The sequence below is a fragment of the Actinoplanes sp. CA-030573 genome (assembly GCF_050951115.1).
Taxonomy (GTDB): domain Bacteria; phylum Actinomycetota; class Actinomycetes; order Mycobacteriales; family Micromonosporaceae; genus Actinoplanes.
Genome location: NZ_CP192038.1, coordinates 5,696,513 through 5,722,038 on the forward strand (window position 1 = coordinate 5,696,513; position 25,526 = coordinate 5,722,038).

General features: G+C 71.2%; 29 protein-coding genes. 19 read left to right on the plus strand and 10 right to left on the minus strand.

All coding sequences use genetic code 11. The annotated features are described in order from the left end of the window. Positions 1 to 31: 31 nt before the first annotated feature. Entirely contained in the window at positions 32 to 544 is a 513-nt protein-coding gene (locus ACQP2F_RS26380) for a DUF1269 domain-containing protein (protein WP_433291814.1), read from the minus strand. Positions 545 to 749: 205 nt separating this feature from the next. Between ACQP2F_RS26380 and ACQP2F_RS26385 the strand changes: the two genes are divergently transcribed. Beyond that, positions 750 to 2,138 carry a hypothetical protein gene (locus ACQP2F_RS26385; RefSeq protein WP_433291816.1) on the plus strand — a complete coding sequence of 463 codons (1,389 nt, stop codon included), beginning with the start codon at positions 750 to 752 and terminating at the stop codon, positions 2,136 to 2,138. Between the two features lie 33 nt (positions 2,139 to 2,171). Further along, on the plus strand, positions 2,172 to 2,372 hold the full coding sequence (locus ACQP2F_RS26390) for a hypothetical protein (RefSeq protein WP_433291818.1): 201 nt from the start codon (positions 2,172 to 2,174) through the stop codon (positions 2,370 to 2,372). 11 nt (positions 2,373 to 2,383) lie between these two features. Here ACQP2F_RS26390 and ACQP2F_RS26395 read toward each other — a convergent pair whose 3' ends face one another. Next, positions 2,384 to 3,769, minus strand: a complete 1,386-nt coding sequence (locus tag ACQP2F_RS26395; protein ID WP_433291820.1) for a DUF2252 domain-containing protein — start codon at positions 3,767 to 3,769, stop codon at positions 2,384 to 2,386. A 174-nt stretch (positions 3,770 to 3,943) separates the two neighbouring features. Between ACQP2F_RS26395 and ACQP2F_RS26400 the strand changes: the two genes are divergently transcribed. From ACQP2F_RS26400 to ACQP2F_RS26415, 4 genes are read left to right on the plus strand one after another with little or no spacing between them, the layout of a single operon-like run. After that, the gene (locus ACQP2F_RS26400) at positions 3,944 to 4,168 is read left to right on the plus strand and encodes a hypothetical protein (protein ID WP_433291822.1); all 225 of its coding nucleotides are present in this window, start codon (positions 3,944 to 3,946) and stop codon (positions 4,166 to 4,168) included. Further along, complete coding sequence (locus ACQP2F_RS26405) at positions 4,165 to 4,917, plus strand: potassium channel family protein (protein ID WP_433291824.1); 753 nt, start codon at positions 4,165 to 4,167, stop codon at positions 4,915 to 4,917. The genes ACQP2F_RS26400 and ACQP2F_RS26405 overlap by 4 nt, the downstream gene beginning before the upstream one ends. Positions 4,918 to 4,920: 3 nt before the next feature. Then, a complete protein-coding gene (locus tag ACQP2F_RS26410; protein WP_433291826.1) occupies positions 4,921 to 5,364 on the plus strand; it encodes a DUF7144 family membrane protein in 444 nt (147 codons plus the stop codon). Next, on the plus strand, positions 5,348 to 6,508 hold the full coding sequence (locus ACQP2F_RS26415) for an AI-2E family transporter (protein WP_433291828.1): 1,161 nt from the start codon (positions 5,348 to 5,350) through the stop codon (positions 6,506 to 6,508). Before ACQP2F_RS26410 ends, ACQP2F_RS26415 begins: the two co-directional genes overlap by 17 nt. Here ACQP2F_RS26415 and ACQP2F_RS26420 read toward each other — a convergent pair. Then, complete coding sequence (locus ACQP2F_RS26420; protein ID WP_433291830.1) at positions 6,478 to 6,813, minus strand: carboxymuconolactone decarboxylase family protein; 336 nt, start codon at positions 6,811 to 6,813, stop codon at positions 6,478 to 6,480. The genes ACQP2F_RS26415 and ACQP2F_RS26420 overlap by 31 nt on opposite strands. A 183-nt stretch (positions 6,814 to 6,996) precedes the next feature. On the opposite strand from ACQP2F_RS26420, the gene ACQP2F_RS26425 reads away from it, so the two are divergent. After that, a complete protein-coding gene (locus tag ACQP2F_RS26425) occupies positions 6,997 to 8,652 on the plus strand; it encodes a methyl-accepting chemotaxis protein (protein WP_433291832.1) in 1,656 nt (551 codons plus the stop codon). A gap of 87 nt (positions 8,653 to 8,739) precedes the next feature. On the opposite strand, the gene ACQP2F_RS26430 is transcribed toward ACQP2F_RS26425, so the two are convergent. Next, positions 8,740 to 9,729 (minus strand): DMT family transporter, encoded by a 990-nt coding sequence (locus tag ACQP2F_RS26430; protein WP_433291834.1) that lies wholly within the window; start codon positions 9,727 to 9,729, stop codon positions 8,740 to 8,742. A gap of 322 nt (positions 9,730 to 10,051) precedes the next feature. Between ACQP2F_RS26430 and ACQP2F_RS26435 the strand changes: the two genes are divergently transcribed. The 6 genes from ACQP2F_RS26435 to ACQP2F_RS26460 all read left to right on the plus strand — a co-directional run bounded on the left by ACQP2F_RS26435 (position 10,052) and on the right by ACQP2F_RS26460 (position 14,035). After that, the gene (locus ACQP2F_RS26435) at positions 10,052 to 10,432 is read left to right on the plus strand and encodes a BlaI/MecI/CopY family transcriptional regulator (RefSeq protein ID WP_433291836.1); all 381 of its coding nucleotides are present in this window, start codon (positions 10,052 to 10,054) and stop codon (positions 10,430 to 10,432) included. After that, entirely contained in the window at positions 10,429 to 11,319 is an 891-nt protein-coding gene (locus tag ACQP2F_RS26440; RefSeq protein WP_433291838.1) for a M56 family metallopeptidase, read from the plus strand. The genes ACQP2F_RS26435 and ACQP2F_RS26440 overlap by 4 nt, the downstream gene beginning before the upstream one ends. Positions 11,320 to 11,874: 555 nt before the next feature. Continuing rightward, positions 11,875 to 12,288: a DUF6325 family protein gene (locus ACQP2F_RS26445; protein ID WP_433291840.1), complete on the plus strand. Its 414-nt coding sequence runs from the start codon at positions 11,875 to 11,877 to the stop codon at positions 12,286 to 12,288. Between the two features lie 11 nt (positions 12,289 to 12,299). Then, positions 12,300 to 13,001: an SHOCT domain-containing protein gene (locus ACQP2F_RS26450; protein WP_433291842.1), complete on the plus strand. Its 702-nt coding sequence runs from the start codon at positions 12,300 to 12,302 to the stop codon at positions 12,999 to 13,001. Positions 13,002 to 13,097: 96 nt separating this feature from the next. Next, positions 13,098 to 13,415, plus strand: a complete 318-nt coding sequence (locus tag ACQP2F_RS26455; protein ID WP_433291844.1) for a hypothetical protein — start codon at positions 13,098 to 13,100, stop codon at positions 13,413 to 13,415. Between the two features lie 80 nt (positions 13,416 to 13,495). Next, the gene (locus ACQP2F_RS26460; RefSeq protein ID WP_433291846.1) at positions 13,496 to 14,035 is read left to right on the plus strand and encodes a GNAT family N-acetyltransferase; all 540 of its coding nucleotides are present in this window, start codon (positions 13,496 to 13,498) and stop codon (positions 14,033 to 14,035) included. On the opposite strand, the gene ACQP2F_RS26465 is transcribed toward ACQP2F_RS26460, so the two are convergent. Both ACQP2F_RS26465 and ACQP2F_RS26470 read right to left on the minus strand, forming a co-directional pair. Continuing rightward, positions 13,997 to 14,941 (minus strand): hypothetical protein, encoded by a 945-nt coding sequence (locus tag ACQP2F_RS26465; protein WP_433291848.1) that lies wholly within the window; start codon positions 14,939 to 14,941, stop codon positions 13,997 to 13,999. The two genes, ACQP2F_RS26460 and ACQP2F_RS26465, sit on opposite strands and share 39 nt — an antisense overlap. Before the next feature lie 87 nt (positions 14,942 to 15,028). Continuing rightward, complete coding sequence (locus ACQP2F_RS26470) at positions 15,029 to 15,835, minus strand: IclR family transcriptional regulator (RefSeq protein ID WP_433291850.1); 807 nt, start codon at positions 15,833 to 15,835, stop codon at positions 15,029 to 15,031. Between the two features lie 69 nt (positions 15,836 to 15,904). Here ACQP2F_RS26470 and ACQP2F_RS26475 point away from each other — a divergent pair, with 69 nt between their 5' ends. Then, on the plus strand, positions 15,905 to 16,228 hold the full coding sequence (locus ACQP2F_RS26475; RefSeq protein WP_433291852.1) for a putative quinol monooxygenase: 324 nt from the start codon (positions 15,905 to 15,907) through the stop codon (positions 16,226 to 16,228). On the opposite strand, the gene ACQP2F_RS26480 is transcribed toward ACQP2F_RS26475, so the two are convergent. From ACQP2F_RS26480 to ACQP2F_RS26490, 3 genes are read right to left on the minus strand one after another with little or no spacing between them, the layout of a single operon-like run. Further along, on the minus strand, positions 16,186 to 17,193 hold the full coding sequence (locus ACQP2F_RS26480) for an amidohydrolase family protein (protein WP_433291854.1): 1,008 nt from the start codon (positions 17,191 to 17,193) through the stop codon (positions 16,186 to 16,188). The two genes, ACQP2F_RS26475 and ACQP2F_RS26480, sit on opposite strands and share 43 nt — an antisense overlap. Beyond that, on the minus strand, positions 17,193 to 18,191 hold the full coding sequence (locus tag ACQP2F_RS26485; RefSeq protein ID WP_433291856.1) for an NAD(P)-dependent alcohol dehydrogenase: 999 nt from the start codon (positions 18,189 to 18,191) through the stop codon (positions 17,193 to 17,195). Before ACQP2F_RS26485 ends, ACQP2F_RS26480 begins: the two co-directional genes overlap by 1 nt. Positions 18,192 to 18,241: 50 nt before the next feature. Beyond that, on the minus strand, positions 18,242 to 20,371 hold the full coding sequence (locus tag ACQP2F_RS26490) for an MMPL family transporter (RefSeq protein ID WP_433291858.1): 2,130 nt from the start codon (positions 20,369 to 20,371) through the stop codon (positions 18,242 to 18,244). A gap of 167 nt (positions 20,372 to 20,538) precedes the next feature. On the opposite strand from ACQP2F_RS26490, the gene ACQP2F_RS26495 reads away from it, so the two are divergent. The 5 genes from ACQP2F_RS26495 to ACQP2F_RS26515 are packed head-to-tail and all read left to right on the plus strand — an operon-like array spanning position 20,539 to position 24,331. Then, positions 20,539 to 20,802, plus strand: coding sequence for a hypothetical protein (locus ACQP2F_RS26495; protein WP_433291860.1), 264 nt, complete (start codon positions 20,539 to 20,541; stop codon positions 20,800 to 20,802). Positions 20,803 to 20,810: 8 nt separating this feature from the next. Continuing rightward, positions 20,811 to 21,293 carry an SsrA-binding protein SmpB gene (smpB, locus tag ACQP2F_RS26500; RefSeq protein ID WP_433291862.1) on the plus strand — a complete coding sequence of 161 codons (483 nt, stop codon included), beginning with the start codon at positions 20,811 to 20,813 and terminating at the stop codon, positions 21,291 to 21,293. A gap of 1 nt (position 21,294) precedes the next feature. Next, positions 21,295 to 22,326, plus strand: coding sequence for an LLM class flavin-dependent oxidoreductase (locus ACQP2F_RS26505; RefSeq protein ID WP_433291864.1), 1,032 nt, complete (start codon positions 21,295 to 21,297; stop codon positions 22,324 to 22,326). Next, positions 22,323 to 23,048 (plus strand): alanyl-tRNA editing protein, encoded by a 726-nt coding sequence (locus ACQP2F_RS26510; protein ID WP_433291866.1) that lies wholly within the window; start codon positions 22,323 to 22,325, stop codon positions 23,046 to 23,048. The genes ACQP2F_RS26505 and ACQP2F_RS26510 overlap by 4 nt, the downstream gene beginning before the upstream one ends. Further along, positions 23,048 to 24,331 (plus strand): NYN domain-containing protein, encoded by a 1,284-nt coding sequence (locus ACQP2F_RS26515; RefSeq protein ID WP_433291868.1) that lies wholly within the window; start codon positions 23,048 to 23,050, stop codon positions 24,329 to 24,331. Before ACQP2F_RS26510 ends, ACQP2F_RS26515 begins: the two co-directional genes overlap by 1 nt. On the opposite strand, the gene ACQP2F_RS26520 is transcribed toward ACQP2F_RS26515, so the two are convergent. Next, positions 24,324 to 25,442 carry a sugar ABC transporter substrate-binding protein gene (locus ACQP2F_RS26520; protein ID WP_433291870.1) on the minus strand — a complete coding sequence of 373 codons (1,119 nt, stop codon included), beginning with the start codon at positions 25,440 to 25,442 and terminating at the stop codon, positions 24,324 to 24,326. The two genes, ACQP2F_RS26515 and ACQP2F_RS26520, sit on opposite strands and share 8 nt — an antisense overlap. Positions 25,443 to 25,526: the final 84 nt, after the last annotated feature.

A 25,526-nucleotide genomic window follows, 5' to 3' on the forward strand; every position in this document is an offset into this window, starting at 1 on the left:
CGTTCACGCCGGGGGCTGTCTCGCGGGATTCTCAGCGACCGGTCTGCGGCTGCGGCTCGCCGGTGCCGTGCAGCGCCTCCTGCAGCTGGGCCTCGGCCTCCTTCGACAGCGAGGACTTGAGCACGGTGCCGCCGTACTGCTTGAGGGCGTCGACCGCCTTGTCCGGGGTGACGGCCTCGACGATGAGGAACAGCGCCGACGTGCCGGGCTGGACCATGTCGCGTACCTGCTCCTGGAACTCCTTGTTGATCGCGCCCTTGGTGAACTTGCCCATCAGCGCGCCCAGGCCGGCGCCGACCGCCATGCCGATCACCGGGATGAAGAACAGCAGACCGAACAGCAGGCCCCAGAACATGCCCCAGGTGGCGCCGCCACCGACCGCGTGGTGGTTGGTCGTCACGTGGTACTTGCCCTCGGTGTCCCGCCGGATGACCGCGATGGCGTCGGGCTGGATGATCAGGTCCTTCGCGAGACGCTCGGCCTCCAGCCCCGCCGACGTCGCCGTGGTCTCGTCGGGGTATCCGATGGCGACCAGAGTTGACATGGTTACGTCCCTTCGTGTTCGTAGTGACCGCCAGTCAGCCACAGCCGGGCGGCCCGGTCCTCATACCGGGGGAATGAACCGGCAAGATCCGCCACGGGGCGCCCGGATCACCACCGGACCGTTCATTCGCGACGGATGACGCGTCTTGCGCCGCGGTCGGCGAGCGTCGGTCTGCACCCGTCCGCCTCGGTGAGGGGAGCCGGCCATGACCTCGGACGCGGACGTACGCCCGCCCGATCTGGACCCGGAAGAGATAGCGCGGCTGAAGGCGGAGGTCTCCGCACTGCAGGGCCGGCTGGACGATCGCCGGCGGCGGCAGTTCGCCGTGCTGGCGCTGCGCCGGGTGGCCGCCGCCGTATTTATCATGATCACCGCGTTCGCGCTGGTCGCCAGCGTGGTCGGGCTGTGGGCCGCGACCACCGTGCTGAGCACCGACCGCTGGGTGTCGACGGTGGCGCCGCTGCCGCAGGATCCGAAGATCGCGGCCGCGGTGGCCGAGTACTCGACCACCCAGCTGTTCGACGCGCTCGACGTGCAGCAGCGGATCGAGAACGTGCTGCCGCCGCGGGCCGCGTTCGTGGCCGGCCCGATCACCGGGCAGCTGCGCACGCAGATCCGCAACACCGTCGTCAACGTGATGGAGAGCGACCAGTTCCAGAAGATCTGGGTGGAGCTCAACCGGCGCGTGCACGACCGGGTGATGGCGATCGTGGAGGCGCGCAGCGAGCTGGTGACCGCGACCGACCAGAGCGTGCAGATCGACCTGCTACCGCTGATCAACCAGGTGCTGCGCCAGCTGAGCGCCCAGCTGCCGACGCTGTTCGGCAAGACGATCACGCTGCCGGACCTGTCCAGCGGCGAGATTCCGGAGAACCTGCGGGTACGGGTGGAGGACGCCGTCGGCGTCTCCCTGCCGGCCAACTTCGCCCAGTTCACCGTCTACGACAACGGACAGCTCAAGGCCGTCCAGGAGTCGGTGGCGGCGGCCAAGCGGTACCTGCTGTGGTTCGTCACCGGCACGGTCCTGCTCCTGCTGATCGCCCTGGCGATCTCGCCCTGGCGCCGGCGGACGCTGGTCCAGCTCGGGCTGTGGCTGGTGGTGGCCGCGGTCGCGGTCAGCGCCGTGCTGCGCGGCGTCCGCGACCAGCTGCTCGGCCAGGTGCCCGAGGGCGTCTACCGCGACGGCGTGGCCGCGGCGGTGACGAGCGTCTTCAGCGTCCTGCGCACGCGCGGCACCCAGATCATCTGGATCGGCGCGATCCTGGCCGTGGTCTGCTACCTCGCCGGTCCCGGCCGGGGCGCGGTGTGGGTGCGCGCGCAGGTGCGCCGGGGCGCGGTGGCGACCGGTCACGGCGCCGCCCGCGGCGGCCGCTGGCTGGGCGCCAACGCTCCCGGCTGGATCGCCGCCCACCTCGACCTGCTGCGCGTCGGCGGCCTGGTGGTGGCCGGCATCCTGGCGCTGATCCTGTCGTCCTGGACGTCGCTGCTGATCGTGGCGATCGTCCTGGCCGTCTACGAGGTCGGCGTGACCCTGATCGCCCGGTCACTCTCTCATGATGAGGTGACCCCGCCGCCCGATCCGGCACCGTTGTGACCAGTCAGCCGCACGCACGGCAGGGGGCTTGCCATGAAGGAACGGTACGAGATCCGCATCCACGGACTCCTCGGTCCGCTGCTGCGCAACCGGTTCAAGCAGCTGGCCTGCGAGGTCCTCCCCCGGCAGAGCACGATCCGGGCGAAGCTGTCGACCGAGGAGCTCGAGCAGCTGCTCGAGCGCCTGGACAAGTCCGGAGTCGAGGTCGTCTACCTCGACTCCGTCCCCGGCTAGCAGGGCTTGTCCTAGATCCCCTCCTGGGCCTGGACCCGGCCTTCCTTCACCGCCGTGCGCAGCGCCGCGTGGTCCCGCTCGGTCTGGTCCGCGTAGTGCTCGGCGAACTCGGCGACGGCCTGGTCGATGGCCTCGTCCTCGCCCAGGTAGGCGGCGATCGCGATCCGGTCGCCGGTGCGGGCGTGGGCGCGGGCCAGGGTCCAGCCGCAGATGGTGGCGTAGACGCGCAGCCCGACCGGGTCCATCGACTCGACGACGGCCGCGCCCTTCCAGTCGCGCAGCTGGCGCACGTAGAAGTCGCGGGTGCGGCCGTCGAAGCCGGGCACCCGGTCCCAGCCCAGGAAGATGTCGCTGGCCGCCTGCATCAGCCGCTGACCCGAGACCACCCGGTGGCCCTGGTTGGCATGCGGTGACGCGCCGGGCCGGTGGGCGGCGAAGACGGCCGGTCCGGCCTCCTTGACCTGCAGCAGCAGCGGGTCGTTCTCGTCGCGGCCGGTGAACAGCACGATCCAGCACCGGGTGCCGACGCTGCCCACGCCGACGACCTTGCGGGCCATGTCGACGAACTCGTAGCGGTCGAACAGGTGCCGCCGGTCGTCGGCCAGGCTGTCCCGGTAGCCGGTGAACAGCGTCTGCAGGTCGGCGGCGAGCTCCTGCCACTCGACGTCGGGCACCAGGTCACGGACGGGGACGATCAGAGGCGGGTCGGCGGCGATCCGCCGGCTCCCGTCGACCACCGTGGTGAGCTTCCGGTACGCCTGGAGACTGTCCCGGGTCATCGCCTTCGACCGGGCCTTGTCGAGGTTCTTGCGGCGGGCCTTGTCGAGCTGGTCGCCGAGCATGGTCACCACGTCGTCGACGTCCGCCCGCGCGTACCAGACGTCGAGGTCGCGCATGCCCGCGAACTCGGCCATCGTCCGCCGGTAGGTGGCCGCCATGGCCAGCGTGACCGCCCGCCGGGCCTTGCGGCCGAAGCCGTTCTCCCGGCCGGCCACGGCCAGGCTCGCGGCCAGGCGCTTGACGTCCCACTCCCACGGGCCCGGATAGGTCTCGTCGAAGTCGTTGATGTCGAAGACCAGCCGGCGCTCGGGCGAGCCGAAGACGCCGAAGTTCAGCAGGTGCGCGTCGCCGCAGAGCTGGACGGTGAGCCCGCTGTCCGGCCCGGTGGCGAGGTCGGCGGCCATCACGGCGGCGGCGCCCCGGAGGAAGGCGAAGGGCGACAGGCCCATCCGCCCGTGCCGGATCGGCACCAGCTCCGGGAGCCGGTCGGCGTCCTGCTCCTGAAGGATCGCCACCGGGTCGCGCTCCTTGGCCGGCTCGTGGATGGCGTGGCTTTCCGGCGGCACCCGCTTGCGGGCGTCCCGTCCTCGTGCGGCGCGTGTCTCGGGATCGATCACGGCGATGCCTCCTCTGTTCCCTTCGAGCACACCTTTTCGCCGGAGCCGCCGCCTCATCTGCCCGGGGTGACGACGCAGGCCAGCAAGGGGTCAAGTCTTGAAGGTCCAACCAACCGCGGCCGGCTCGGCGCGCATCGCACCGGACCTGGTCGAGACGACGCGGAAAGGATGGTCATGACCGCGACGAACTACCAGGTACGCGTCTCCGGCACGATCCCGAGCGAGCTGCTGGACGAGCTGTCCGACATGACTATCTCGGTGGAACCGCCGGAGACCGTCCTGTACGGCGAGCTGCCCGACCAGTCCGCACTGTTCGGCCTGATCTCGCGGATGCACGGGATGGGGTTGCGGCTGATCGAGATCCGGCGGCTGCCGGGAGGCGAGGGCACTCATCCGTGAGAGTCGGGCGCCGCCGCACGCCGATCTGGTCGGCGGACAGTTACGGCCCGCTGATGCTGCTGATCGCGGGCACCTATGTGATCGGGACCGTCGCCGACCACCGGTGGACGATCTCGCTGCTGTTGTTCGCCCAGATCGGGACGGTCTGGTACGCGCTGCGGATCTCCCGGGCGCACACCAGCCTGCGCGTGCTGGCCACACTGATCTTCGCGCTGTCGCTGATCGCCGGCGGCTGGAACATGTTCGCGCACGGCAGGACGCTGATCGGGCTGGTCTTCTTCGCCGGGAGCGTGCTGTACGTGGTCGCGCCCCTGTCGATCGTGGGCGATCTCGGGCGCCGCCACCACGTGGACCGCGAGCTGATGATGGGCGCCCTGGCCACGTACCTCATGCTCGGAATGGCTTTTGCCTTTGCCTATCGCTGCATCGCCGCGTTCCAGCCGTCGCCGTTCTACGGCGCGCAGGGCGACGGGACGCTGGCCGACAGCCTCTTCTACAGCTTCGTCACACTCACCACCACCGGCTACGGCAACCTCGTGCCGGCCGGCAACCCGGGACAGACCCTCGCCGTGCTCGAGGCGCTGCTCGGCCAGCTCTTCCTGGTCACCGCCGTCGCGAAAATCGTCAACGTGTGGAGCCCGCGGGGGTGGCGGAACAAATCTCATTCGCCCGGGATGGCCCCCGGCGCTCCGGAAGAGACGACCGTTGCACCGTCCGACCGCGACAACTCTCGCTCGATCGAGGAGTGAAGCATGTCCGAAACGCAAGCGAGGCCCGCGGCCTCCGAAACGCACTACACCCCGCGCCGCCCGCAGGCGACCGGCTGGGTCGGGTACGTGGTCTTCGCCGGTGTCATGCTGATGATGCTCGGCGGATTCCAGGCGATTCAGGGTCTCGTCGCCATCTTCCGGGACGACTACTACCTGGTCACCCGGAACGGGCTGCTGCTCACCATGGACTTCACCGCCTGGGGCTGGACCCACCTGATCATCGGTCTGATCGCCGTGGGCACCGGCATCGGCGTCCTGGTCGGGCAGACGTGGGCCCGGGTCACCGGCATCATCATCGCGGTGCTGAGCGCGCTGGCCAACATCGCGTTCCTGCCCGCGTACCCGATCTGGTCCACCATCGTCATCGCGCTCGACGTGCTCGCGATCTACGCGCTCGCCGTGCACGGCCGTGAGGTCCAGTACTGAGCGACCGCCGCGGGTCCGGCCGGCGTACGGGGTTCCGGGCGCCGGCCTGCCACGCGGCGTGATCGTCCTGCTCGGGTTCGCCAGCCTGGTGGTCGTGGTCGGCGGCATGCGGGCCACCGCCGGCCTGCTCGGCCCGGTGTTCCTGGCCCTGATGCTGACGGTGACGATCAGCCCGATCGCCCTGTGGATGCGCCGCAAGGGCGTGCCGCTGTGGCTCGCGATGGTCGGCAACGTGCTGGCGGTCTATCTGCTGCTGGCCGTTCTCGGCGGCGCCATGGCGCTGTCGCTGGCCCGCCTGGTCGACCTGCTCCCGCAGTACCAGCAGCAGTTCGACAACGTGCGGAACGACGTGGCCCAGGCGCTGTCGAGCGCGGGCATCGACCAGAGCCAGGTGGTGGCCGCCCTCGAGAAGGCCACCAACCCGAGCGCGGTCGTCGACGTCATCGGCTGGATCTTCGGGGGCGTCGCCTCCGCGCTGTCCAACACGGTGTTCCTGCTGGCCGTGCTGCTGTTCATGTGCATCGACGCGCTCGGCTTCCCGGCCCGGATGGCGGAGAGCGGCGCCCAGCGGCCGCAGGTGATCGGCGCGCTGCGCGAGTTCGCCCAGGGCACCCGCCGCTACCTGTGGGTGACCACCGTCTTCGGGCTGATCGTCGCGGTCATCGACACGCTCGTGCTGTGGGCGATGGGCATCCCGTTGCCGCTCCTGTGGGGACTGCTGTCGTTCATCACCAACTACATCCCCAACATCGGCTTCATCATCGGCGTCATCCCGCCGGCCCTGCTCGGGTTGCTGACCGGCGGCGTCGAGCAGATGATCTGGGTCATCGTCGTCTACTGCGCGATCAACTTCGTCATCCAGTCGGTGATCCAGCCCAAGATCGTGGGAAACGCGGTAGGCCTCTCGGCCACCATCTCGTTCCTGTCCCTGATCTTCTGGGGCTGGGTGCTGGGCCCGCTCGGCGCGCTGCTGGCCATCCCGATGAGCCTGCTGGCGAAGGGGCTGCTGGTGGACATCGACCCCGCCACGCGCTGGATCAATCCCCTGCTCTCCGGCGGCCCCTCCCCCGCTGATCCTCCGGCTTTGCCGCCTCCGGCCGCCGAGACCCGCGATCAGGGCGTCGACAACTCGCGCAAAGCCTGATCGATCTTTCCGGCCGCCGAGACGATCCGGGCGCTGCCGACCAGCGGAGCCAGCTCGATGAGCGTCGCCTCGATCGCCTCGGCCTTCATCCCGCCGCTGTCGGCGATGCCGAGATGGACGAGGTACGACGCCGGGGCCGCGTCGAGCGCGACGAGCGCCGCGATGCGGACGAGCAAGGCCGTCTGCGGGTCGAGCCCGGCGTGCTGCAACGCGTTCTCCGACTGCTTCGCCAGCGCCTCGAGCACCGGCCCGCCGCCCTGCGCCAGCTCGCGGATCGCCGCGCCGAAATCCTGGTCCATGGACATGGGTCCTCCCCCTTCGTGGTTGGGCGTAGACAACCGCCTGTCACCACTCCGGGGCCTCATCCCCCGCGGATAGTACTGAGGGGCGAACCAGCATGCCCCGAAATTTACGATTCATCCCCCGAACGCGAATCCAATTCTAAAGTTGGTCGCATTCGGCAAATGGCCGGCAAACGGGGGGATGCCATGCCCGGAGGGGCTCACGACGGTGACACCGCGATCACGGTGCAGCGGACCGTCTTCGAGAAGCTCCTCGGCGACCGCAGCCTGACGATCAAGACGGTGATCGCCGCGGCCTGCGTGGCGGTGGTGGCCGTCGTAGTGAGCGTCCTGTCGATCAGCCGGATGTCGGCGCTCAACGCCGACCTGCGCGACATGAAGGCGCTGCACGTCGACAGCCTGCAGGAGGTCGCGAACATTCGGGGCGAGCTGGCGGCGATGTTCCGCAACATGCTCGTCTACTACACGGCCAACGGCGACGACACGATCCTGAAGAGCTCGCGCGACGGCGTGCGGACCGCCGACGACGGGATGGACCAGGCGATGGCCCGCTACGGCGCCATCACCGTGGGCTCGCCCGGCCGGCAGGCGGCCCTGGCCAAGTTCGCCGAGAACATCAAGCACTACCGGGCGCTGCGCGACACGATCCTGTTCCGCGAGCCGATGGTCGGCGGCTACCCGGTGCCGGCCGCGGACCAGATCTCGGCCGAGTTCGTCGGGCTCGAGAACGCGATCGCCGCGGCGGTCCGGACCATGCAGGCGGTCGAGGACCAGGAGTCGGACGCGATGGCGGCGGCCGGCACCGCGGCGTACGACCATGCCCGTACGGTGCTGCTGATCGCCCTCGGCATCGGCATCGTGCTCGCCGCGGCCATCTGCGTGATGGTCATCGGCCTGATCCGGCGGCAGCTCACCACGGTCTCCACCGCCCTCGACGCGGTGGCCGAGGGCGACCTGACCGTCGCGGCCGAGGTCCGCTCCCGCGACGAGCTCGGCGCGATGGCCGCCGCCGTCAACCGGGCCCGCGACGGCCTGCGCACGACGGTGTCGGCGCTGACCCACGGCGCCGAGACGCTGGGCGAGGGCACGCAGCGGCTGACCAGCGTCACCGCCCGGCTCGCCGACGGCGCCCGGGCCGCGGCCGAGCAGGCCGGCGTCGTGGCGGCCGGCGCCGGCGACGTGTCGTCGAGCGTGCAGTCGGTGGCCGCCGGCTCGGACGAGATGGGCGCCTCGATCCGCGAGATCGCCGAGAACGCCAACAACGCCGCCCAGGTCGCCTCCAGCGCGGTCGGCGTCGCCCAGTCCACCAACGACACCGTGGCCAAGCTCGGCACGTCCTCCGAGGAGATCGGCAACGTGGTCAAGGTGATCACCCAGATCGCCGAGCAGACCAACCTGCTGGCTTTGAACGCGACGATCGAGGCGGCCCGGGCGGGCGAGGCCGGCAAGGGCTTCGCCGTGGTCGCCACCGAGGTCAAGGACCTCGCCCAGGAGACGGCCAAGGCCACCGAGGACATCTCCCGCCGCGTCGAGGCGATCCAGGCCGACACGAGCAGCGCGGTCGAGGCGATCGGCGAGATCTCCCGGATCATCTCCGAGATCAACGACTACCAGGTGACGATCGCGTCGGCGGTCGAGGAGCAGACCGCCACCACCAACGAGATGAGCCGCAGCATCGGCGACGCCGCCGACGGCAGCGCGAACATCGCCGGCAACATCAACGCGGTCGCCGACGCGGTGCAGGCGCAGACCAGCGCGCTCGGCGAGGCGGATCAGTCGGTCGCCGAGCTCACCCAGGTGGCGGACGAGCTGCGGACGGTGGTCGCCCGCTTCCGGGTCTGATCACCGCCAACGCGGATGCGACCCGCTCGCCGCCGCCCAACGTCACCCCCACCCCGTTCACTGGGTGGGGGTGACGTTACGGCCCGCCTACGACAACTTCCCGGCGGTTTCCACCGGGGTGGCGTTTCCGGCGGTTTCCACCGGGGCGGCGCCGGCCTCCCGACTCCGCGGGCGAACCTCTCCGGCGGCGCTTCGGCGGGCCTCGAGGAACAGCGCGACGACCAGGAGCACCGCTCCGGTGCCGCCGGCCGGGCCGAGGCGATCACCGAGCACGACGATCGACAACACCGTCCCGACGAGCGGCTCCAGCAGCGCCATCAGGGCGGCGGTGCCGGCTTCCGACGTACGCAGGCCTCGGAAGTAAGCCGCGTAGGCGATCGCCGTCGGACCCACGCCCAGCGCGACCAGAAGTCCCACGCCCGGCCCGTTCGGGGTGAACCCCAGCCCGCCGCCGGCCGCGGCGAACGGCGCGAGCACGAACGAGCCCAGCGTGAAGGCGAGGCCGGTGCCGACGAGATCGTCCAGCCCGTCGACCGGCCGGCTGCCGACGATGGTCATGGTGGCGAAACCGGCCGCCGCGAGCAGGGCGAAACCGCCGCCGGCCAGCATGGCGGTCAGCTCACGGCCCCCTTCCGGTACGCCGATGAGCAGCGTGAGGCCGCCCAGCGCGATCGCCACCGTCACCAGCGCGCGGCCGTCGACGCGGCGCCGGCCCAGTGCCGACTCGGCGACCAGCACCAGCACCGGCGCGGCACCGATCGTGAGCAGCGTGGCCAGGCTGACCGAGACGCGGCCGACGCCGGCGAAGTAGCTGGCCTGGAACCCGGCGGCGAGCAGCCCGACCACGGTGATCCTGGTCCAGGCGCGTCGTCCGCGCGGCCACTTCCGCCCGGTGACCACGACCATCAGAACAAGGACAAGACCACCGAGACCGAGCCGGTACGCGGCGACGGCCGGCGAGGTGAGACCGGTGTGCCGGGCCAGCAGGCTGCCGGTGAGGCCGCCCGTACCCCACAGCGTGCCGGCGACGACGAGCAGCCAAAGGCCGTTGTTCTTATTGTTCCGGGTGGTATGCACGGTTGATTTGCTCCTGCTTCGCGAGGGAGGGGCTCGGCTCCGAGGACTTCGGATGCCGAGGACTTCGCGGAAGCGGGATCAGCCGGACGCGCGCGCGTCAGCTCGCGCCGGACCGTGGCCCGGAGCGTGTGAGGCCGTCCCGCTCAGGAGCGGGGCGGGGAGATGACGGAGCGCGGCATCCGGCGATGGTAGCTCTGCGGGTCGCTGGTTCCGGTGGCGATGACCGCATGTCGGGATCGGGTGCCGGAAGTTGTCGGCCCCGGGCGCTAGCCTCTGGGGTGTTCGGCGGTTTCCCGGGGACACGGCAGGGTCGGGGTGAGGCATGGCGGAGGACGAGGCCGGTCGGCGACGGGCGCGGGGCGCGCTCGAGTCCGAGGTGATGGCCGCGCTCTGGGCGGCCGGCGAGCCGTTGACGCCGGCCGGGGTGCAGTCCGCGCTGGGCGGCGGCCTGGCTTACAACACCGTGCAGACCATCCTCAGCCGCCTGCTGGAAAAGGATCTGGTCCGGCGCGGGCCGGCGGTCCGGGGGCGTGGTCATGCGTACTGGCCGTCGCAGGACGCCGCCACCCACGCCGCCACCCGCATGCGGGCCACGCTCGAGGAGCGCGCCGACCGCCGCGCCGTGCTGCAGCAGTTCGCGGCCGGCCTGGCCGAGGACGATGTCGAGACGCTGCGGGCCTTCCTGGCCGAGCGTGAGTCATGACGCTCGCCGTCTATCTCCCGCTCCTGCTTCCGGTGCTGGTCGCGTGGGCGGCCCGCCACGCCACCGACCGCGGCCGCCCGCGCGCCGCCGTGCCGAGCCTGGTCGCGGCGGCCGTGCTCACCGCCGCCGCCTCGATCTGGTCGCTGCTGCTGCTGGTCCTGACCCTGTTCGACGACCTGCCGGCCATGGCCGCCCTCAAATCGCGCGCCGGCATGCACCCGCCCGAGCCGGTGCCCGACGGGGTCGCCGTCCTCGCCGCGGCCGCCCTCTGCCTGGTCCTGATCAGCGTCGCCCGCGACGTGCACGTCCGCCGCGCGGCCGCCGCCCGCCTGCGCCACGCAGGGCCCAACGCCGGTGGCCTGGTCGTGGCCGACTGGGCGGAGCCGCTGGCCGTGGCCGTGCCCGGCCGTCCCGGCGAGGTGCTGCTGACCACCGGCATGCTCAAGGTGCTGGACGCCTCGGAGCGCCGCGCCGTCCTGGCCCACGAGCGGGCCCACCTGGCCCATCGCCACCACGTGGCGGTCCTGCTGGCGAGCGCCGCCGCCGCGGTCAACCCGTTGCTGCGCCCGGCCCGCGACGCGGTGGCGTACCTGGTCGAGCGCTGGGCCGACGAGGAGGCGGCCTCCGGCGTGGGCGACCGCGACCTGGTGGCCCGCGCCGTGGCCCGCGCCGCCCTGGCCACCGCCGGCTACCCGGCACGGTCCGCGGCCCTCGGCGTGCACGGCGGCGCGATAGCCCGGCGCGTGCGCGCGCTGCAGCGCCCACAGCCCGGCGCGGCCCGCTGGCAGCCGGCGTTGCCGGCCATGGTGGGCATAGCGTGCCTGGCGCTGGATGCGTCGGCCACCGCGCAGTTCGTCGACGTGCTGCGCGCTTGGTCGATCGGCTGACCCACCGACCGGCCGGCCGGCCCCACCACCACCACTGCCGCCACGCTCGACCGCCCCTGCCGCGCCGCGGCGTCCGCTCACGCCGCCGCCCTCCGCACGCGACCACCTCACCTGCGCCGCCGCTTCCTCCCCGCGCCGCCACCCCCTCCCGACGCCGCCACCCCGTGCCCGCGCCGCCACCCCTCCCTCCTCCTCACGCGACCACCGCCTCCTCGCGCCGCACCCCTCCTCACCCGACCACCTGGCTTGCGCCGCCGCTTCCTCCCCGCGCCATCACCCCATCCCCGCGCCGCCATCCCGTCCCCGCGCGCCACCCCTCCCCCTCCTCACGCGACCACCGCCTCCTCGCGGCGGCACCCATCTCGCGTGGCGATCGCTGGCCTGGGCTTCGCGGCAGCCGTCACCGTTCGGCACATTTCGCCCGCAAAGCGCCGGCGACCGGAATCGGGCGGTTCGTGGGCAAAAGGCGGCGGTGCTCGGCGGTCTTGAGGGCGGGCGCCGGTTCATCCGGGCGGGGTGAGGCGGGTTCGGGCGTCCGTTCGGGAGGGTGGCGTCATGAGCTGGGGACCGCTGGAACTCGTCGTGGTGACGTTTCCGCCCGCGCGGCTTCCGGCCGGCGTCACGGTTGCGCTTGATCGGCTGGCGACTTCCCCGGACGTACGGCTGATCGATGCCCTTGTGGTGCGAACCGGCCCGGACGGCGCCGTCTCCGCGGTGGAGCTGGCCGATCTGCCCGGGTTGAACGGTCGTGCGTCCGGGTGGGACGCGCCGGTCGAGGGACTCATCACCGAGGACGACATGCGCGAGATCGCCGCCGCGGTGGCCCCGGGTGAGGACGCACTCGCCCTGCTGGTCGAGCACCGATGGTCGGCCGACCTGGCCGAACGGGTCGCCGCCGAGGACGGCGTGCTGGTCGCGTCGGCGCCGATCCCGGCCGAGCACGCGGCCGAGGCCACGGCCGGACGCTGAGAGGAGACGCCATGTTCGCCCGTCGCCCGACCGGACCACGCCGGGGTGCGCCGCTGCTGCGGGGCACGCTCGCCGGTGGGGCCGGCGTCCCGGCCGGGCGGTCCGCGTCCCGAACCGATCGGCAGGACACCGTCCCGGAGACCGCCGTCGAGGACTTGCCGAGCGCGGAGCAAGGAATGCAGCCGCCATACCCACCGGCGACCGCGTACGACATCCGGCCGCCGTACGCGCCGCAGCGGGACTACGACGGCCCGGCCCGCTACGAGACGCAACCCGCCTATGAGGCCCAACCGGGCGATGAGGTGCAGTCACGCTACGAGGAGCAGCCGATCTACCGGCCGAAGTCGGCGGCGCCCGCGAGCTATCCCGCGTCCTCGGCCGGGTCTCCCGCTCGAACGGACGACTCCGGCGGGCCGGCCACGGGTGCGGCGCCGTTCGGGCCGTCCGGGCCGGGCGCAGATGCCGTGCCGTTCGGGACCTCCGGGCCGGGCGCAGATGCCGCGCCGTTCGGGACCTCCGGGCCGGGCGCAGGTGCCGCGCCGTTCGGGACCTCCGGGCCGGGCGCAGGTGCGGCGCCGTTCGGGCCGGCTGCCTCCTCCGCGACTGCCGACGATTTGAACTCCCGGCTCGAGCGGCTTGCGGCGCTGTATTCCGAGGGCGTTCTCACCGACGAGGAGTTCGCCGCCGCCAGGGGGCGCTTGCTCGGCAGATGACTTGGCGCTTCGCGGTCGCGGGGCGAAGACGGTCGCGAACACACGCACGTCAAGGACACGCACGTGAAGGACACGCGCACGGCGAAGGGATGACCGATGGGACGACGTGAGATGGAGCTGCGGGACGCGATCGACAACGCGGTCGCCGCCGCTCGGGTCAGCGGTGGGGAGTTCCGGCAGCTGGTGCCGGTCTACGCCAATCGGGCCGGGCTGGCGTTGCAGGTGATGCGTGGGGAGGACCTTCGCCGGACCGGGCGGACGATCGCGATCACCGCGATCGCCGCCACCATCACCGGCGCGGTCATCGCGATCGTGGCCGAGCGCCTGCTCGCCCACCGCGGGACGGGCACGACGGACAGCGCGACGAGCGAGGAGGAAGCGCCGGCCACCAACGAGTCGGCCTTCACCGGCTGACCGAAGCGCACGACCCGCGGCGGGATCGCTGCGTCCAGGCAGGGGGCGACGGCCCCCTCCGCAGCGTGCACAATTCAGGCGTGAAGATCAGGGACGCCACCGCGAGCGACATCGAAGCGATCATCGGCATCGGGCATCGCACCTGGCCGTCGGCCTATGGCTTTGCCGGCGAGGCGTACGTGCGGAACGGTCTCGCCACATGGTGGTCCACCGCGGCGATCGAGCGCAGCCTGCGCGACACCACGGTGCTGGTCGCCGAAGAGGGGCCGGAGCTCGTCGGCGTCGGCAACATCGACCTGCGCGGGGACGTCCCGATCATCTGGAAGCTCTACGTGCTGCCCGACGCCCAGGGCACCGGCGCCGGCACGGCGTTGATGGCGGCGTTACTGGGGCGGGCGCCCGGCCGGCCGGTACGACTCGAGTACGTCGACGGCAACGACCGGGCGGCCCGCTTCTACGAGCGGCGCGGCTTCACCGAGTTGCGCCGGGAGCCGGGCGAGCGCGACGGCTGGCCGGAGACGGTGTGGATGGAGCACCGGCCCCAGCCACGGACGGACGTCACGACAGGCGAGGAACAAACCTCACGCCGGGTACGGATCGGCGCCCCCCGTGGTCGGTGACGGCTGCGGGATCAGGAAGCCGGCCAGCGCCGCGTCCCAGGTTCGGACGATCTGGTCCACCCGCGGGCTGAGCTGATGCCAGTCCCGGCCGGTGGCCAGGGCCTCGTTCTCCGCGTCGACGGCCGTCACCAGGTCCTGCGCCATGATGCTCAGCTGGCCGGCCGAGTCACGGTGGAAGTCGTCGGCGGCCCGCCCGGCCAGGGCGACCCACCGCGCCGCCATCTCGGTCAGCTCGGCGCGTACCGTCGGCCAGGCCAGGGCCCGCGCGGCCGGCTCCCGGGTGCTGAGCACCTGCGGCAGCCGGGTGGCGATCAGATCGCGGCCCGCCGCGGCCAGGTCGAACGCCTCGGTCTGCCAGGCGGCGGCGCGGCGCGACCGGTTGACCAGCAGCACGGCGACGAGGATCGCGAGCGCCACGACGAGCAGGAGCAGCAGCCAGCCGAGGGTGCTCATCCCGCTGGTGTCCTCGGTCGTGGCGGCGACCGGGGTGGGCGACGCCGAGGAGGTCCCGGGAGCCGCCGCGGTGGTGGCCGGCGTGGTCGCCTCGGTGGTGCGAGGAGGAGCGTTCGTCGTGGGCTCGGCGGGCTTCGTCGTCGGCTCGGCCGGCCTTGTGGTCGACTCGGCCGGCTTGGTCGTCGGCTCGGCCGGCTTGGTCGTGGACTCGGCCGGCTTGGTCGTGGACTCGGCCGGCTTGGTGGCGGTCCGGGTCCGGGTCGGCGAGGTGTCCGCGGCGGTGGTGGTGGTGGAGGTGGCGTCCGGGGTGGAGGTCGCCCGGTCGGCGGTCCGCGTGATCGACGGCAGGGTGGAGGGCAACGCGACCCCGCCATCGCCGGAGTCGCACGCGGCAACGCCGGCGACCACGGCACCGGTCAGCAGCACCGTCCGGACAAATCCATACAGGCCCATGCCGAGAGTCTCGGCAAACGCACGCCACGGGACATCATGCCGAACGGATGAAGGACCGGACGGAAGAAGGACCGGCCGGACGGAGGATCAGGGGCCCGGCGCCACCCTGCCCGACCGGGCCGCCGCGGTCAGCGCCACCACCCGGGTCGCCCGCACGGCGCCCAGCCGGACGGCACGCTCGGCGGTCCAGCGGTCCGAGCGCAACCGCGACGTCGGCATCGAGATGGCCACCGCGCCCACGAACCGCCCGGCGGCGTCGGTCACCGGCGCGGCCATGCAGCTCAACCCGGCCTGGAACTCGTCGACCTCGACGGCCAGCCCGGTGCCCTGCACCTGGCGTAGCTGCCGGAAGAGGACGGCACGATCGGTCACCGTCGAAGCCGTCACCGGAGGTATCCCGGTGTGATCGAGCACGGCCGAGCGCTCGTCCGGCGACAGCACCGCGAGCATCAGCTTGCCGAACGCCGTCGCGTGCGGCGCCTGGTGGAACCCGACGTCGAGCGGCTGGATGCGGGGATGCGACGGGCACTCCTCGACGTGCGCCACGATCATCTCGGCGTCGCGCAGCGCCGCGTAGTAGGCCGCCGCCTGGGCCTGCTGGTGCACGACCGCGGCCACCCGCCGCACCTCCGGCGGCACGGCGATCTGCCGGCGCAGGCCGCGCGCCAGGTCGTCCACGCGGTGCCCCAGCGCGTACGCCTTTTCCTCAGGGAGATGAACCAGATATCCACCGGTGACCAAAGTCGTCAGCAGGTGGTAGGTGGTAGGGAGGGTCAAGCCGAGCGACGCGGCGACGTCCCGGGCCGCGACCGGTCCGGCGGAAGCGGCGATGTGATCGAGGACCCGCATCGCCCGTTCGACCGACTGAAGGAGGCCGGCGCCCTTGCCGCTCATGCATCCAGCGTCCGTCCAGGCCGCCGGGGAGGGAACCCCGATGGCTGATCGCGCGAAAGGTCAACCGAGATGATCTTCATTACCGCCAAGTTCCTGATCAAGCCGGAGCACGCCGAGCAGTGGCCGGAGATCGCCGGCCCGTTCACCCGGGCCACCCGCGGCGAGCCCGGCTGCATGTGGTTCGAGTGGTCGCGCAGCCTCGACAACCCGCAGGAGTACGTGCTGGTCGAGGCGTTCCGCGACGGCGACGCGGGTGCGGCCCACGTCGGGTCGGCGCACTTCAAGCAGGCGCAGCAGGACCTGCCGCAGTACCTCGTGGCCACCCCGAAGATCGTCAGCCAGACGATCGATCAGGACGACTGGTCGGAGCTGGGCGAGCTCGCCGTCGAGTAAGGCACCTTGAGGTCGTAGAGGCGTGCGGCGTTCAGACCCAGGATCTTGTGCTTGACCGTGGGCGTCAGAACGCCGTACTCCCCCTGCATGTCCTCCGGAATCTGGAAGGCGGCGAACATCTCGACCAGCCATTTCGGATGCCAGACGGCGTAGTCGCTGCCGAAGAGAAGGCGGTCCTCGTCCAGCCAGTAGAGCAGTTCCCCGATGATCTGGGCGAAATAGCGCGGCCGCGAATGCAGGAACGGCAGCGCCATCGCCAGCCCGCCGTAGACATTGGGCTCCTGGGTCGCGATCCAGCAGAAGTCCTCGAGCCGCGGCAGCCCGACGTGCTCGACGATGAACCGCAGCCCGGGAAAGGCGGTCGCCGCGTCGTCGACATCGGCCACGTCGAAGGCATCCCGGTTCATCGGGTAGACGGTCGGCCCCTTGGCCACGTGAATGTTGCGGATTCCCAGCGACAAGCACTTCTCCAGATACCGGTACGCCCACGGGTCGCTGAGCTTCCAGCCTTTGCTGTCCCCCCGCCATTCGGCCGTGCACAAGGCGACCCCCTGGAGCTGCCAGCGCTCGTGCAGCCGTTCCAGGTCCTCCAGGCCCGCTTCCCCGTCCCGCGGATCGAAGGTGCCGTTGACGAGGAACCGTCCCGGATAGCGCTCGGCCAGCTCGCCGTTCTGCTCGGTCGTGGTGAAGCCGTTGACGAACCAGTCGGTCAGATGCGCCGACTGCAGAATCGCCACATCGGCGTATCCCGTGTCGAACAGGTCGCCGACGATCCGGTCGTCGGAAAGGCGCTCGAACCGTTCCAGCGGCAGCCGGTAGCCGGGCGGCGAGAGATTCGTGTGGTAGCCGTGCAGGCAGTTGACGTACCCCTCGCCGTACCGGTTCCTCTGATTGGCGGGGCTGCCGTCCCAGAAATGCGCGTGCCCGTCGACCACGAAATAGCTCTCGCCGCCCCCGGAATACATCAGGGCACCAGGATCCCGCGCCCCTGCAGCCGCCCGGCCTCCAGATCGTCCATCGCCTCGTTGACCGCGCCCAGCGGATAGGTACGCGTGTGCAGCGTGACCTTGCCCTGAGCGGCCAGCGTCATCAGCTCGGCCAGGTCGTTGTACGACCCGACCAGGTTGCCGATGATGTTCCGCTCGGTCGAGATCAGGTCGATGGTCGGGATGTCGATCGTGCCGCCGTAGCCGATCACGAAGTAGCTGCCGGCCCGGCGGGTGATCGCGAGGCCCTGCTTCTCGGCCCCGCTCTCGCCGACGAAGTCGAGCACCACGTGCGCGCTGTCCTCGAGCCCGTCGGTGCTGCCGGTGACCTCGTGCGCGCCGAGCGACTGGGCCAGCTCGCGGGCGGCCGGGTTGGGATCGACCACGACCACGCGGGCGGCCGTCATCGCGACCAGGCACTGGATGCCGATGTGGCCGAGGCCGCCGGCGCCGATGACCACGCAGGTGGTGCCCGGATAGAGCAGCGGCACCGCCTTGCGCACGGCGTGGTAGGCGGTGAGGCCGGCGTCGGCGAGCGCGGCCACCGCGGCCGGCTCGAGCCCGCTGTCGAGCTTGACGACCGAGCGGGCGGTGGTGAGCAGCAGCTCGGCCATGCCGCCGTCGCTGTCGATGCCGGGGAACCGCGAGTTCTCGCAGTGCACGTCGTCGCCCGAGCGGCAGGGACGGCACAGCCCGCACGTCACCAGCGGATGCAGGATCACCGCGTCGCCGACGGCGACATTGGTGACGGCGCTGCCGATCTCGCGTACCCAGCCCGCGTTCTCGTGCCCGATCACGTACGGGAGTTGCACGCCGGACTTCTCGGCCCACTGGCCCTCGACGATGTGCAGGTCGGTGCGGCACAACCCGGCCGCGCCGACCTGTACCAGCACATCGAGGGGACCGGTCACCCGAGGCTCGGGGATCTCGTCGACAGAGGGGCGCTTTCCGTAGGAGTGGACCCGGACGGCCTTCATCTCGCCTCCTTGCAGGGTCGGTGGTCCCCCGACCCTGCAAGGAACGGGACTCAGTGCGTTAGCTCGGGTTCAGATGATGACAACGGCTCCTCGCCGCGCGGGCCCGGCACGACCGGCTCGTCGTGCACCTGGGCCAGCTTGCTCGGCCACCACATCCACCGGCCGATGTCCAGGTTGAGGGCGGTCACCAGCACCGACCGCACGATCAGCGTGTCGAGCAGGACGCCGAACGCCACCGCGAAGCCGATCTCGGCGAACGCGACGAGCGGCAGGCTGCCGAGCGCCGCGAACGTGCCGGCCAGCACGATGCCGGCCGAGGTGATCACGCCACCGGTCGCGGCGAGGCCGATCACCGCGCCACGTCGGGTGCCGTGCGTCCGCGCTTCCTCGCGCACCCGGGTCATCAGGAAGATGTTGTAGTCGATGCCGAGCGCGACCAGGAACACGAAGACGAACAGCGGGAACGACGTGTCCTCGCCGGCCCAGCCGAACACGTGCCGGAAGACCAGCGCGCTCACGCCGAGCGCGGCCGCGAACGACAGCACCACGGTGAGGATCAGGATCACCGGCGCGACGATGGCCCGCAGCAGCACGCTGAGGATCACCAGCACGACCAGCAGCACGAGCGGGATGATCAGCCGGTTGTCGTGCCGGTTGGCCGCGTTGATGTCGACCACCATCGCGGTCGCGCCGCCGACCTTGGCGTTGGCGCCCGGCACCGCGTGCACGGCCTCGCGCACCTTCTCGACCGTGTTCTGCGCGGCCTTGCTGTCCGGCGCCGTGGCCAGCGTGCCGTCCAGCTGGACCAGGCCGTTCTTGACCAGCGGGTCGGCCACCGAGCTGATCCCGGGCACGCCGGCGAAGACCTGCTTCACCTGGTCGGCGAGCTCGGACTTGGCGATCACGGTGACCGGCTGGCCGCCGCCGGCCGGGAAGTGCCGGGCCAGCGCCTCCTCGCCGGTGACCGAGGGCTGCTTGGTGGTGAAGCTGTCCGCCGTGGACAGGCCGTCGGCCTTGAGCTGGAGCAGGCCCAGCGCCATCGCGCCGAGCGCCAGGGCGGTGCCGATCCAGACCGCGCGCGGCCGGCGGGCGATGCGGTTGCCGAGCCGGGCGTAGAAGCCGGTCGCGGTCGGCTCGGCCGTGCCGAACTTCGGCTTGACCGGCCAGAACAGCCAGCGACCACAGATCACCAGCATGGCCGGCAGCAGCGTGATCATGGCGATCAGGCCGACCACGATGCCGATCGCGGCCACCGGCCCGAGGCCCGCGGTCGAGTTGAGCTCGGCGAGCGTGAGGATCGACATGCCGATCGCGACGGTGGCGGCGCTCGCGATGATCGCCGGGCCGGCCCGGTGCAGCGCCATCATCATGGCCTCGTGCCGGTCCTCGTGCTTGCGCAACTCCTCGCGATATCGCGCGACCAGGAGCAGCGCGTAGTCGGTGCCGGCGCCGAACACCAGCACGGTGAGGATGCCGGCGCTCTGCCCGTTCACCACCAGGCCCGCGTGTTTCGCGAGCAGGTAGATCACGGCCTGGGCGCTGGTCAGGGCCACGCCCGCCGTGATGATCGGGAAGAGCCAGAGGACCGGGCTCCGGTACGTGATGAGCAGGATCACCGCGACCACGATCAGTGTCGTGTAGAGCAGCGTCCCGTCGATGCCCTCGAACGCTCCGGCCGAGTCGGCGGCGTTGCCGGCCGGGCCGGTCAGGTAGATCTGGAGACCGTCGGTGCCCGTACCGGATATCGCCTTGAGGCTGTCGACGACGTCGACGATCTTGTCCCAGCCGTTCTCGTCGACCTTGACGTTCACCAACGTCGACAGGGCCTGCTTGTCCTGCGCCGGGACCGGCCCGGTCACCTGGCCGACGACGCCCGGCACCGCGGCGAACGCCTTCGCGTCCGCGCCGGCCTTGGTCATGTCGGCGGCGGTGATGCCGCCGGTGCGCTCGTAGACGATGATCGCCGGCACGATGTCGTCCGGTTGGAACTGCTTCTGCAGGTCCATCACCGCGGTCGACTCGGCGCCGCCCGGCAGCCAGGCCGAGTTGTCGTTCTTCTGGACGCCGGTCAGCTTGCCGGCCAGCGGCGCGGCGATCGCCAGCACCACGACCCACAAGCCGAGCACGATCCATTTCGACCATCGGCCGCAGACCAGTCTTGCTATCCCACCCGAAGCCATCTCGTCGTCTCCCCCCGAGACGTGAGCCGTTGACGGGCGAAGGGTATGCCGGAGGCGCATCCGCGCCCAACCCTGTTTCCGACAACCTCAGGGTTATCTCAGGGAAGCGGTTGCCGTGTGTCGGGATCGGACAGCAACCCCGATCGGGTCACGGCATAATCGAATGGGTGACCAATTGGGAGTATGCGCGGTTGGAGTACCGCGCCGCCGGCACGCTCGGCACCGACCGATACATGGACTGGACGGCCACCTTCCACCACCCCGGCGGCGTGCTGCGCTGGGGCACCGACGAGCGCTTCGACGACCTGCGTCACCTCAACCGGGCCGGGGCGGCCGGCTGGCAGGCGTACGCGCGCAACGCCATCCACGTGGTGGGCGAGCCACACCGGCTGAGCAGTGTCTCGTACTCGATGAGAAGGCCCGTCCCGTAGGCTTAGGCGTGGCTAAAGAGACCGGCCGGAAGCTGATCGCCTCGAACAAGAAGGCCCGGCACGACTACGAGATCCTCAGGACGTGGGAGGCGGGCCTCGTGCTGGCCGGCACCGAGGTGAAGTCCCTGCGTGAGGGCCGGGCCTCGCTGGTCGACGCCTTCGCCCAGGAGTACCAGGGCGAGATCCTGCTCTACGGCCTGCACATCGCCGAGTACGGCTACGGCAGCTGGACCAACCACGCCCCGCGCCGCACCCGCAAGCTCCTGCTGCACCGGCTCGAGATCGCGAAGATCCTGAACCAGCTGCGCGACGGCAACGGGCTCACCCTGGTCCCGTTGTCGATGTACTTCAGCAACGGCTGGGCGAAGGTCGAGCTCGGCCTGGCGCGCGGCCTCAAGTCGTACGACAAGCGGCAGGTCCTGGCGGCGCGCGACGCCCAGAAGGAGATCGCCCGGGAGATGGGCCGCCGTCTCAAGGGTCGCCGCGGGTAGGATGATCATGGTGGAATTCGGTCTCGACACCTTCGGCGACGTCACCGCCGGCCCCGACCGCAAGCGCCTGCCCTACGCCCAGGTCATCCGCAACGTGGTGGAGCAGGCGGTGCTGGCCGACCGGCTCGGCGTCGACGCGTTCGGTCTGGGCGAGCACCACCGCGACGACTTCGCGGTCTCGGCGCCGGAGATCGTGCTGGCCGCGATCGCCAGCCGCACCGAGCGCATCCGGCTCGGCACCGCGGTCACCGTGCTCAGCTCCGACGACCCGGTCCGGGTCTTCGAGCGGTTCGCCACCCTCGACGCGGTGTCCGGCGGGCGGGCCGAGATCACCCTCGGCCGGGGCTCGTTCACCGAGTCGTTCCCGCTGTTCGGCTTCGACCTCACCGACTACGACCAGCTGTTCGCGGAGAAGGTCGAGCTGATGGCCCGGCTGCTCACCGAGGGGCCGGTGACCTGGGCGGGCAAGGTCCGGGCCGCGCTCAAGGAGCAGCAGGTCTACCCCAAGACCGAGTCCGGGCACATCCGCACCTGGATCGGCGTCGGCGGCAGCCCGGAGTCGGTGATCCGCTGCGCCGAGTACGGCTTCCCGCTCGTGCTCGCGATCATCGGCGGCGCGCCGGCCCGGTTCGCGCCGTACGTCGACCTCTACCGGCGGGCGCTCAAGGAGTTCGGGCAGCCCGAGGACCTGCCGGTGGCCGTGCACTCCCCCGGCTTCGTGGCCGAGACCGACGCCGAGGCGGCCGAGCAGCTGTGGCCGCACGTACGCGTGATGATGAACCGGATCGGCCGCGAGCGCGGCTGGCCCCCGCTCACCCGGGACCGCTTCGAGGCCGACATCCACTCCGGCGCCTGGCACGCCGGCTCGCCCGAGACCGTCGCCCAGAAGATCGCGAAGACCATCCAGGACCTCGGCGTCCAGCGCTTCGACCTCAAGTACTCGGCCGGCACCCTGCCGCACGAGCTGCAGACCAAGGCGATCGAGCTGTACGCCACCCAGGTCGTACCGCGAGTGAAGGAGCTGCTGGCATGAGTGCCCGGCTGGACTGGACCGATCCGACGCTGCGCGAGTGGGACTGCACCGTGGTGTGGTCCGACCCCGCCGACCCCGAGGCCGGCATCGTGCTCGACCGGTCCGCCTTCTACCCCGGCGGCGGCGGGCAGCCGCCGGACCACGGCGTGCTGCTCTGGCAGGGCGTGCAGACCCGGATCGTCGACACCCGCAAAGGTGCGGACTTCCACCTGATTCCCGCGCCGGGCGACCCGGTGCCGCCGGTGGGCACCGCCGTCCGTGGCGCGATCGACGACGACCGCCGCAGCACGCTCATGCGCACCCACTCCGGCCTGCACATCCTGTGCGGCACGGTGTTCCGCGACTTCGGCGCGCTGGTCACCGGCGGCAACATGCAGCCCGGCGAGGCCCGGATGGACTTCAACCTGCCCGAGGTCCCACCCGGCTTCAAGCAGTCCCTGGAGGACGCGGTGAACGCCGAGATCGCGGCCGACCGCAAGATCGTCGCCCGCATCCTGCCGCGCGAGGAGGCGCTGCGCATCCCCACGCTCGTCCGCACGCAGGACGCCCTGCCGCCGCTCGAGGAGCCGGAGATCCGGATCATCGACATCGTCGGCCTCGACGTCCAGGCCGACGGCGGCACGCACGTCGCATCCACCGCCCAGGTCGGGCGGGTCGAGGTGGTCAAGGTCGAGAGCAAGGGCCGGCAGAACCGCCGGGTCCGCATCCGCCTGGCCGGCTGATGGGACACGTCCGCGCCGCGCTCTACCTGGACTTCGACAACGTCTTCAGCGGCCTCTACAAGCTCGACCCCGAGGTCGCCATCGAGTTCGCGAGCGAGCCCGGCACCTGGCTGCGCCGCCTGTCCACGACGCTGACCCTGGACGCGCCCCGGCGCTGGCTGGTGCTGCGCTGCTACCTCAACCCGGCCGGCTGGGTGTTCCACCCGGAGCCCTCCGGCGAGCAGACCCGGCTGTACTTCTCCAAGTACCGGCCGCGGTTCGTCCGGGCCGGCTTCGAGGTGATCGACTGCCCGCGCTACGGCGGCACCAAGAACGCGGCCGACATCCGGATCGTGGTCGACGCCCTCGACGCGCTGTCCGACGACACCCGCTACGACGAGTTCGTGGTCGCGTCCGGCGACTCCGACATGACCCCGCTGCTGCAGCGGCTGCGGCGGGCCGACCGGCGCACCATGATCGTCTCACCGGCCGACGCCGCCGAGGCCTTCACCTCGATCGCCGACCAGGTGCTGGACAGCCAGCGCGTGCTCGCCCTGGTGCAGGGCGAGCCGGTGGACGTGGACGACGAACCGGTGGACGTGGACGAGGAGCCGCTCGAGGCCGGCGACGTGGAAGAGGCGGAGGGCGACCGGACCGAGGCGTACGAGACGTTCCGCTCGCTGATGACCGGCGAGTACGAGAAGGCGGCCGAGCCGCTGAACATGGCCTCGCTCGCGCACCGGCTCCGCGAGCAGCTCGGGCAGGCGGTCAGCGACAGCGACTGGTTCGGCTTCGGCAGCTTCGCCCGCGCCGTCGACAGCCTCAAGCTGCCGCACCTGCGCGTCTCGCAGCACCTGCTCTGGGACGACAGCCGGCACGAGCCGCCGGAGGAGTCGGAGACGTCGCGCCGGATCGCGCTGCCGGCGCCGGCCGAGCGCCTGGCCGACCAGCTCAACCTGCCGCGGCTGCCGCAGGAGTGGTGGCCGATGATCTACCAGGCGCTGGCCGAGTACGCGGAGTCGCACGTCTTCAACCTCACCCAGTGCACGAGCTGGGCCCGCGACCGGCTGCGCGAGCAGGGACTGCCGGTCCCCCGCGGCGCCGTCGCCTTCGTCGTGCGCGGCACGTCGTACGGCGGCGCGCCGCTGCACCGGCGGCCGGCGCCGACCGCGGCCGAGATCGGCGCCGCCTTCGTCGGCAACGTGATCAGCCGGGCCGAGGCCGAGGTCGTCCTCTCCGAGGCCGAGACCGCGGCCGTGCGCACCTGGCTGAGCTCTCCGCCGGCGGCCGAGCCGGTTACTTGATGCCGTGCTCCACGCAGAGCGGGGCGAACTTGCCCGCGCACAGCTTCTTCTTGTCGACGAAGCCGTCGGCGAGGACGTCGTTGATGTTGTTCACGGTGATCGACTTCGGCTGCAGGCTGGCGAACGGGATGTACGCGCCGGACTCCGGGTCCTTGATCTGGCCCTTCACCGATGGCTGCGTGCCCTTGAACAGCTGGACCGCGATGTTGGCCGCGGTCTCGGCCTCCGGCTTGATCGCCTTGTAGATCGTCACGCACTGGTCGCCGAGCAGGATGTTCTGCAGGCCCTCGAGCGTCGCGTCCTGCCCGGTGACCGGCACCCGGCCGTTCAGGCCCTTCTTGCGCAGCACCTTGATCACGGCGCCGCCGAGGCCGTCGTTGGCCGCCAGCACGCCGTCGATCTTGGGCTGCTGGTCGAGCATCTGCGCGAAGATCTTGCCGCCCTCGTCGTTGTCCCAGTCCTGCACCGACTGGTCCGGGCCCTTGGTGTACTCGGCGTTGTCGTACCGGGGCTGCAGGATCGAGTCGTAGCCGTTCTTGAACAGGGTGGCGTTGTTGTCCGTCGGCGAGCCGTTGACCTCGGCCACGATCGGGTTGGTCTTCTTCGCGGCGGTGAGGCAGTTGATCAGCCCGTACGCCTGGAGCCGCCCGACCGCCTCGTTGTCGAAGCTGACGTAGTAGTTGGCGCCGCCGTTGAGCGTGAGCCGGTCGTAGTCGATGACCGGGATCTTCTTCGCCTTGGCCTTGTCGATCACGGCCTTGCCGGTGTCCGAGTCCAGGTTCGCCATGAGCAGCACCTTGACGCCACTGTTGATGTAGTCCGTGCCGATCTTCACGAAGTTGGCCCGGTCACCCTGAGCGTTCTTGATCTCGACCGGTACGCCGGCCGCGTCGAACGCCGCCTTGAGGAACTTCGGATCGTCGCTGCCCCAGCGCTGCGAGCTCTTGGTGTCCGGCATGATCACGCCGACCCTGGCCTTGCCCGAGCCACCGCTGCCGGAGTCGCTGCTGCCACCACTGGCGTCACTCGACTGATCGGAGTCGTCACACGCTGTCATGGTGGCCGTAGCCAGCAGCCCGATCGTCGCGAGCGCCAGCAGCTTCTTGCGCATTTCCGAGAAGTCCTCTCAGGTGGATCCCGACCTGTGTGGTCCGCCGAAACGTCGACCCAGTATCGAGCAACACGCGATGCGCCC